We start from the raw sequence: 7070 nt of genomic DNA, 5'->3' as shown, positions 1-7070 counted from the left end.
AGACGCAGTCGTAACCCGGGATATGGTGCCACTAAATCCCGGGGTACAACTTCGCTTTCATTCAGGCTACATTTACTACGTTATCTGCCTGCTAAAGCAATGGAGGCTTTCACATACTCATAGTCCAAATCACGAGCAACTGCTTCGTAAGTGATTTTACCTTGATGAACATTTAAGCCGTTAAGCAGATGAAGATCGTCTAGCAAGGCTAATTTGACCCCTTTTGTTACTATATTTAAAACAAAAGGTAATGTGGCATTATTTAATGCAAAAGTTGACGTTCGTGGAACGGCTCCTGGCATATTAGCCACGCAATAATGCACCACATTATCGACTACATAGGTCGGCTCCTGATGGGTCGTGGCACGGCTTGTTTCAAAACATCCGCCTTGATCAATAGCTACGTCAACAAGCACAGAGCCCGGACGCATTGATTTCAGCATCGCTCTGGTTACCAATTTAGGAGATGCAGCACCAGGAACTAATACAGCGCCAATTACTAAATCAGCACTAGCCACATATTTTTCTATAGCATCGGCGGTGGAGTAAACAGTATTTAGCTTTGAGCCAAACTGAAAATCCAATTCATTCAAACGTTGCAGGGAACGATCAAGAACTATTACCCGTGCTTCCATTCCCATAGCCATTCGCACAGCATTAGTACCAACCACACCACCACCTAAAACTACAACATTTGCTGCAGCCACCCCTGGGACGCCACCCAAAAGAATCCCACTACCTCCTTGAGCCATCTCCAAACAATGAGCTCCGGCTTGAATAGACATACGCCCAGCAACTTGGGACATGGGAGTAAGTAAAGGCAATCCCCCATTATCTTGAGTTACAGTCTCATAAGCAATGGCAGTTACACCTGACTCTTTAAGCATACGAGCTTGCTGAGGATCTGGTGCCAAATGCAAATAGGTAAATAGGGTTTGCCCTTCACGAAGTCTTTTACACTCAATGGGTTGAGGCTCCTTAACCTTAACGATTAGTTCAGCACTGGCAAAAATTTCATCCGCAGTATCTACAATCTCGGCGCCTGCATTCCGATAATCATCATCAGATATACCAATTCCTAGTCCTGCACCTCTTTCAACCAGTACAGAGCTCCCTACTCGAACTATCTCTCTGACACTTGAAGGAACCAGGCCCACACGACTTTCTTGAGGTTTTATTTCTTTTGGAACACCTACTAACATAACAACTCCCTTTTTAACGGTTCTTTAATTGTTCTATTAATTGTGGTACTAACTCAAATAAATCACCTACTAATCCATAATCAGCAATTTGAAAAATTGGGGCATCTTCATCTTTATTAATTGCAACAATTATCTTGGAGTCTTTCATTCCAGCCAAATGTTGCACCGCTCCTGAAATACCTACGGCTATATACAGTACTGGCGCCACAACTTTTCCAGTTTGCCCCACCTGATAGTCATTGGGTACAAACCCTGCGTCTACAGCCGCTCTGGAGGCACCGACCGCAGCACCTAATGCATCAGCCAAGTCATCAATTAACTTAAATTTTTCTGCACTTTGTAAGCCTCTCCCGCCAGACACCACGATCTTTGCAGATCCCAAATCTGGTCGTTCGGATTTACTTAATTCATGTTTAACAAACTGACTTCCTTTGGCTGGAAATTCCTGATTCATATTTTCTATGCAACAGGCATCCTGGGCTTTGGTAACCGGATTAAAGGCGGTAGTCCTCACCGTCATGACTTTTATATTATCTAAAACACGCACTGTTTCGATAGCATTACCCGCATAAACAGGATGCTCAAAAGTATTGGCGTCTATAATCTTGCTTACATCAGAAACCTGAGTCACGTCTAACAAGGCAGCTATCCTGGGAAGGATATTTTTGCCATAAGTGCTGGAAGAGGCCAGAATAGCATTAAACGAGCTGGCAAAAGAAACCACTAAATCACTGATTTGCTCTGCCAATTGATGTTCATAACATGGATTGTCCACACACCAGACCGCATGAACACCAGCAAGAGTAGCAGCTTGAGCCGCGACCTCGCTGCATTGATGGCCAACAACAAGTAATGTAGGTTTATTATCCAGTTCTAATGCAGCGGCTAACGTATTTCGAGTCGCTGGATGCATGGTGTGATTATTATGTTCAACAAGTACTAGAGTGCTCATCACTTCTCCTTATCAAAGCACTTTGGCTTCATGTTGTAATTTATTAAGCAATGCGGTTACTGACTCCACTTTTACCCCTCCAGTCCGAGTGGCAGGTGCATTGACCTTTAAAATTTCAACATGCTGTTTTAGAGACAAGCCCATTGATTCCAACTCAATCACATCTAGAGATTTGCGCTTAGCTTTCATAATATTAGGAAGACTGGCATATCGAGGCTCATTCAAGCGTAAGTCGGTACTCACTACAGCAGGTAGAGCAATTTTTATCGTCTCTAAACCACCATCAATTTCTCTCGTGACCTCTAGATGACCGGTACTTTCATTTACTTTGGATGCATTGGTAGCTTGAGACCAATTTAATAAAGCAGCTAACATTTGAGGCGTTTGATTATTATCACCATCTATCGTTTGTTTACCCATTAAAACTAAATCAGGTTTCTCATCATCTACAATTTTTTTAAGAATTTTAGCAATATTAAGGCTTTCAAGGACTCTATCAGTACGAACTAGAATTGCTCTATCCGCACCTAAAGCCAGGCCATGTCGTAACGTTTCCTGGGAACTTTCTCCACCAATACTTACGGCCACAACTTCGGTTGCCCAGCCTTTTTCACGCAAACGCAAGGCTTCCTCTATGGCTATTTCATCAAAAGGATTCATAGCCATTTTAATGTTTTGTGTTTCAACTCCTGTATTGTCCGATTTGACACGAATTTTCACATAAGGGTCGATTACACGTTTTACTGCCACGAGTATCTTCATGGTTCCTCACTGGAATATCAAAACAGTCAGCATCTTGCCAGAGATAAGGGTGTAAATTCAAGAGTTTGCTTCTATTAAAAACATAGATAGACTCTTCTTTATTATTGAATGCATTGCTTCTGACCTTCGTAAACAACGAGTTGCCAAGTCGACGAATCTTGCTCACTTAGTAAAGTAATCACTTTTTCCGCGCTATCAACTGCCTCTGCGGTTTTCCCCCCTTTAGCATATACCTCTTTATTTTCTTTAATTTTTTCTAATTCTTTTTGTGCCGCAATCAACTTGGCTTCAATAGCATCAGCTCCAGCATCCAGAACTCTCATCTTGAAAAGAAAAGCTTCCACCATAAGTCGCTTTTTCTTGCCAATACGCCAATCTCCCAAAAACTGCTGTGCATTTAAACCAAGATAAGCTTCTAAAGGAGCGGAAATCACTTTTAATTCCGGGTTTTTAAATTGTATTCCTTCACTTAAATTTTGACTCGCTAAAATTAAATCCTGACACAAATTTGTACCAGGATTTACGCCGTGTGATTGAGCGTCTTTTGTTGGCGCTGGTAATAAAGGTTTTAAAATGGAAGAACCTATTTGTAAACTTACATCAAAACATTGATGAGACACCCAAAATGTCATTTCTAATAAACGCACCATTAATGTAGTTGTTGCCGTTGCAGTGATGACGCTGACCTCCTGGAGAGCTCTCCCAACAGATCTCATTTCTGTTACTTCACTACGCTCCAAATACTGCCCTCCTTTTAACATGAGGAAATATAATGCGTAAATTGCTAATAATTCTTGTCCTAAAATTATCGTTCCATAGCTGGCAAAGAGAATAGGCATAAAGGTGAGTAAGGTTTTCAATCCCTTGGGTTTAATCTGCCCTACCTCATTAAAAAAGCCGCTTGACTCATCAAGTAAACCAATCAAACTGTCAAAAAAACTACGGGCGGTATAAGTTTCTGCTTTGCTTTTCAAACTCTCCAGCCATTTCCGGCAATCTTCCTTGCTATTGATATCGCTAAAAGAAATTTCTTTAAATTTTTCGGGATTTATTAATTTTTCATAACAAAAGCCTAAACTTTTAAAACAAGCCTCTTGCTTATTATCTTGCGATAAGTTTTGTTCAAGCCAAATGACCTCAGGCAAAAATGCCGAAGATCTGTCCGGGTGAAAGTACAAAGTTAATTTCTTGTAGTTTTTTGCTATGTTCTCTTTATCGGGGCCATTGACCAATAATTGTTGATTAATGAATTTAGCCAAATCTGCGTCTAATCGTAACAAAGCACTCTTATCCAAATGAGATACATAAACTTTTTTTACTTCATCAAACTTGGCATAAATCTTCACCAGCGCTGCTAATTCAGTTTCAATAGTCATAAATTACTCCTTTAATTAATTGACTATTTATGTGGTAACTTACTTTACCCAGGCTTTACTCAAATATTGATTCCTTTTAATGTATTGAGTAAATACACCAACTACTAAGATGCATAGATAAAAAGCAGTCATCACATCACTCAAATAGTGATAGTATAAAAGCACCCTGGTCAGGACAATAAGAAACGCCAAACCAAGGAACGCATAGAAATACTTTGGAAATATCACACCGAAACCAGATGCTACACTGATCACAGTAGTGGTATGACCTGATGGCAGTGACCAATACAATGCCGTTGTTTTAAACCAATAAAAACCAAAAATATTACTTGTAAATAATAAATCCGGTCGAGCACGACCCAAGCTTGTTTTTAAAATCAGGCAGACCAAATTGGCGATAACCACACAGGCAAGCAAGTACCATGATCTTGCTTCATAAACAGGATTAGTAGCAATATAGCGAAAATACAAACCAGCCAGAGTAAATAAAACAACATAAATTATAACTTTGCCTAAGGTAGTGAGTAGATTAAGTATATGAAAATTAGCTCTAAGATCCAGCTGATGAAAATAGGATGCCATAGGCCTGTCTACGAAATGATAAGCTAAAATAACAAGGACAAGGTAGAGCAGGATAGCCCATGGCTTTTTCATTAAATTATACGTTTTTTCAAATTGAGTCATAGATATTCATACCTTTAGATTCTTTCACTATATCCATCATATAAGATGCCTCCGATTTAGCCAATACTTATCTGAACCGCATCCATGAACATTGCATAAAGAACGAGGGTAAGTCAATCCAATGATCCCCAATGAGACATCCCCGCTCGAGTTGTATGGAGTAATGGCAACTGGCAGCAAGGTTACAAAAATTTATCCATTTGCTTGTTATTATCAAGCAGTATTCGTTAGAATCGAGATACTTATTATCGAATTAGACTATTAATGCCAGAATTCACGATTATCCAACAAATATGTATTTGGGCTCTTCCAGTTTTATTAGCCATTACCTTACATGAAGCAGCTCATGCTTATGTTGCCAATAAGTGTGGCGATACAACAGCGAAAATGTTTGGCCGATTAAGTTTAAACCCAATACGTCATATTGACCCTGTAGGAACTATAATCTTACCTATAGTAGCTGGACTTTTAACCAATTTTAGTTTTGTCCTCGGTTATGCAAAACCAGTTCCCATCAACTGGAGCCAATTGCGTAATCCTAAGCGAGATATGATTCTGGTTACTTTAGCTGGCCCTTGCTCTAATTTTTTAATGGCTTTTTTATGGGCCGGGGGCTTAAAAATTGCAACCCTCTTGCATCCTGAGGCGTCTATGCCAGCACTTTTTCTATTATTTACTTCTCGAGCAGGAATGATTATTAATTTAGTATTGGCATTTTTAAATTTGATTCCTCTGCCTCCATTAGATGGCAGTAAAGTGGTAAGCAGTCTTTTACCCGCAAGACAGGCGATGATGTATGAAAAAATTGAGCCTTATGGATTCTTAATATTGGTTGTTTTAATTTTCACAGGTGTCTTGGGTTATATATTGTTGCCATTAATTAATAGCAGCATTGCTTTATTAGGTATGATTTTTCGTCTATGAGAATTCTTGCTGATGCATCTCTTCCCGGTTTAGAGAGTGCTTTTCCTAAGCCTTTTATTTTAAGTCGATACTCCAATACAGATGAACTATTCAGTTTGCTTGAGGAGCAAGATATTCTTCTTTGTCGCGCCACATTAAAAGTAAATAGTGACCTGCTAAAAAAGCATCAATTACAATATGTAGCTACTGCCAGTAGTGGAACCGATCATCTGGACCATTACTTTTTAAAATCACAAAAAATACAGATTGTTGATGCCAAAGGATCCAATGCTTCTTCTGTTGCTGATTATGTGGTTGCTTGTCTTGCGTATTTAGAACAAAAAAATTTAATCGGCGGTAAACGAGCGGGTATTATTGGTCTGGGGGAAGCAGGAAATAAGGTATATTCACGATTGAAGGCGGCTGATTTTCAGATAATGAATTATGATCCTCCTAAAGCCATGCAAGAGAAACAATTTGAAAGTTGTGCGTTGGAACATCTGTATGAGGCCGATCTTTTATGTATTCATGCGGAATTGCATGCTAATCCCCCGTACCCTAGTGCTAATCTAATTGATGATGCCTTTCTGGCACGGCTAAAATCAGATTGCGTCATTATAAATGCTGCTCGAGGAGGGATTGTTAATGAAAAAGCATTACTCAATACTCGCCACTCCCTGATCTATTGTACAGATGTTTATCTTGACGAACCTGCTATAAATAAACAGATTATCGATAGGGCAACTCTATGTACTCCTCATATAGCGGGACATAGTATAGAAGCAAAGTGGACGGCAGTGGCCATGATTAGTGAAAAGTTACATCGCCTGCTTGAACTTCCTGTGCCAGAATTTGCTTTAGCCGCCCCGCCCAAAAAGCTCCATTTATCAAATGATATATCCTGGCAAGAACGTGTATTATCAATTTATAATCCCGCAGAAGAAACATTACAATTAAAGAGCGCTCTGGATAAAAAATCCACTTTTTTAAGTCTGCGTAAAAACCATCAAAAACGTCATGATTTTTCTCTTTACTCTGATTTAATTTCCGATCAACAAACTCGATCATTGTTAGGGATGAGCTAATATTGTAGGTTGGCGCTGAAGCAACGCGAAGCCCAACAATGAATTAGAATCTTGGCATTTATCTCAAGGGATAAAACTCTGTTGTTGGACTTCGCGTTGCTTCAGC

The 7070-nt window shown here is 39.6% G+C and carries 7 protein-coding genes; 2 read left to right on the top strand and 5 right to left on the bottom strand.

What is annotated here, in order from left to right; genetic code table 11:
* Window positions 1-80: 80 nt before the first annotated feature.
* From ald to LOX96_RS16075, 5 genes are all read right to left on the bottom strand, one after another.
* Entirely contained in the window at window positions 81-1202 is a 1122-nt protein-coding gene (ald, locus tag LOX96_RS16095; protein ID WP_250424501.1) for an alanine dehydrogenase, read from the bottom strand.
* A 13-nt stretch (window positions 1203-1215) separates the two neighbouring features.
* Window positions 1216-2154, bottom strand: a complete 939-nt coding sequence (locus LOX96_RS16090) for an electron transfer flavoprotein subunit alpha/FixB family protein (protein WP_250424500.1) — start codon at window positions 2152-2154, stop codon at window positions 1216-1218.
* Window positions 2155-2166: 12 nt separating this feature from the next.
* Window positions 2167-2916: an electron transfer flavoprotein subunit beta/FixA family protein gene (locus LOX96_RS16085; RefSeq protein WP_250424499.1), complete on the bottom strand. Its 750-nt coding sequence runs from the start codon at window positions 2914-2916 to the stop codon at window positions 2167-2169.
* A gap of 101 nt (window positions 2917-3017) precedes the next feature.
* Complete coding sequence (locus LOX96_RS16080) at window positions 3018-4292, bottom strand: J domain-containing protein (protein ID WP_250424498.1); 1275 nt, start codon at window positions 4290-4292, stop codon at window positions 3018-3020.
* A gap of 39 nt (window positions 4293-4331) precedes the next feature.
* Window positions 4332-4976 carry a phosphatase PAP2 family protein gene (locus LOX96_RS16075; protein WP_250424497.1) on the bottom strand — a complete coding sequence of 215 codons (645 nt, stop codon included), beginning with the start codon at window positions 4974-4976 and terminating at the stop codon, window positions 4332-4334.
* 264 nt (window positions 4977-5240) lie between these two features.
* Here LOX96_RS16075 and LOX96_RS16070 point away from each other — a divergent pair, with 264 nt between their 5' ends.
* Both LOX96_RS16070 and LOX96_RS16065 read left to right on the top strand, forming a co-directional pair.
* Window positions 5241-5900, top strand: coding sequence for a site-2 protease family protein (locus LOX96_RS16070; RefSeq protein ID WP_250424496.1), 660 nt, complete (start codon window positions 5241-5243; stop codon window positions 5898-5900).
* Window positions 5897-6964 (top strand): 4-phosphoerythronate dehydrogenase, encoded by a 1068-nt coding sequence (locus LOX96_RS16065; RefSeq protein ID WP_250424495.1) that lies wholly within the window; start codon window positions 5897-5899, stop codon window positions 6962-6964. The genes LOX96_RS16070 and LOX96_RS16065 overlap by 4 nt, the downstream gene beginning before the upstream one ends.
* Window positions 6965-7070 lie beyond the last annotated feature (106 nt).

The organism is Legionella maioricensis (assembly GCF_023618015.1).
Classification (GTDB): domain Bacteria; phylum Pseudomonadota; class Gammaproteobacteria; order Legionellales; family Legionellaceae; genus Legionella; species Legionella maioricensis.
This window is presented reverse-complemented; position numbering and strand designations above follow the sequence as displayed.

Coding starts and splice junctions, on each gene's coding strand:
- LOX96_RS16090 (WP_250424500.1), bottom strand. CDS start 2,154: ATGAGCACTCTAGTACTTGTTGAACATAATAATCACACCATGCATCCA.
- LOX96_RS16075 (WP_250424497.1), bottom strand. CDS start 4,976: ATGACTCAATTTGAAAAAACGTATAATTTAATGAAAAAGCCATGGGCT.
- LOX96_RS16080 (WP_250424498.1), bottom strand. CDS start 4,292: ATGACTATTGAAACTGAATTAGCAGCGCTGGTGAAGATTTATGCCAAG.
- LOX96_RS16070 (WP_250424496.1), top strand. CDS start 5,241: ATGCCAGAATTCACGATTATCCAACAAATATGTATTTGGGCTCTTCCA.
- ald (WP_250424501.1), bottom strand. CDS start 1,202: ATGTTAGTAGGTGTTCCAAAAGAAATAAAACCTCAAGAAAGTCGTGTG.
- LOX96_RS16085 (WP_250424499.1), bottom strand. CDS start 2,916: ATGAAGATACTCGTGGCAGTAAAACGTGTAATCGACCCTTATGTGAAA.
- LOX96_RS16065 (WP_250424495.1), top strand. CDS start 5,897: ATGAGAATTCTTGCTGATGCATCTCTTCCCGGTTTAGAGAGTGCTTTT.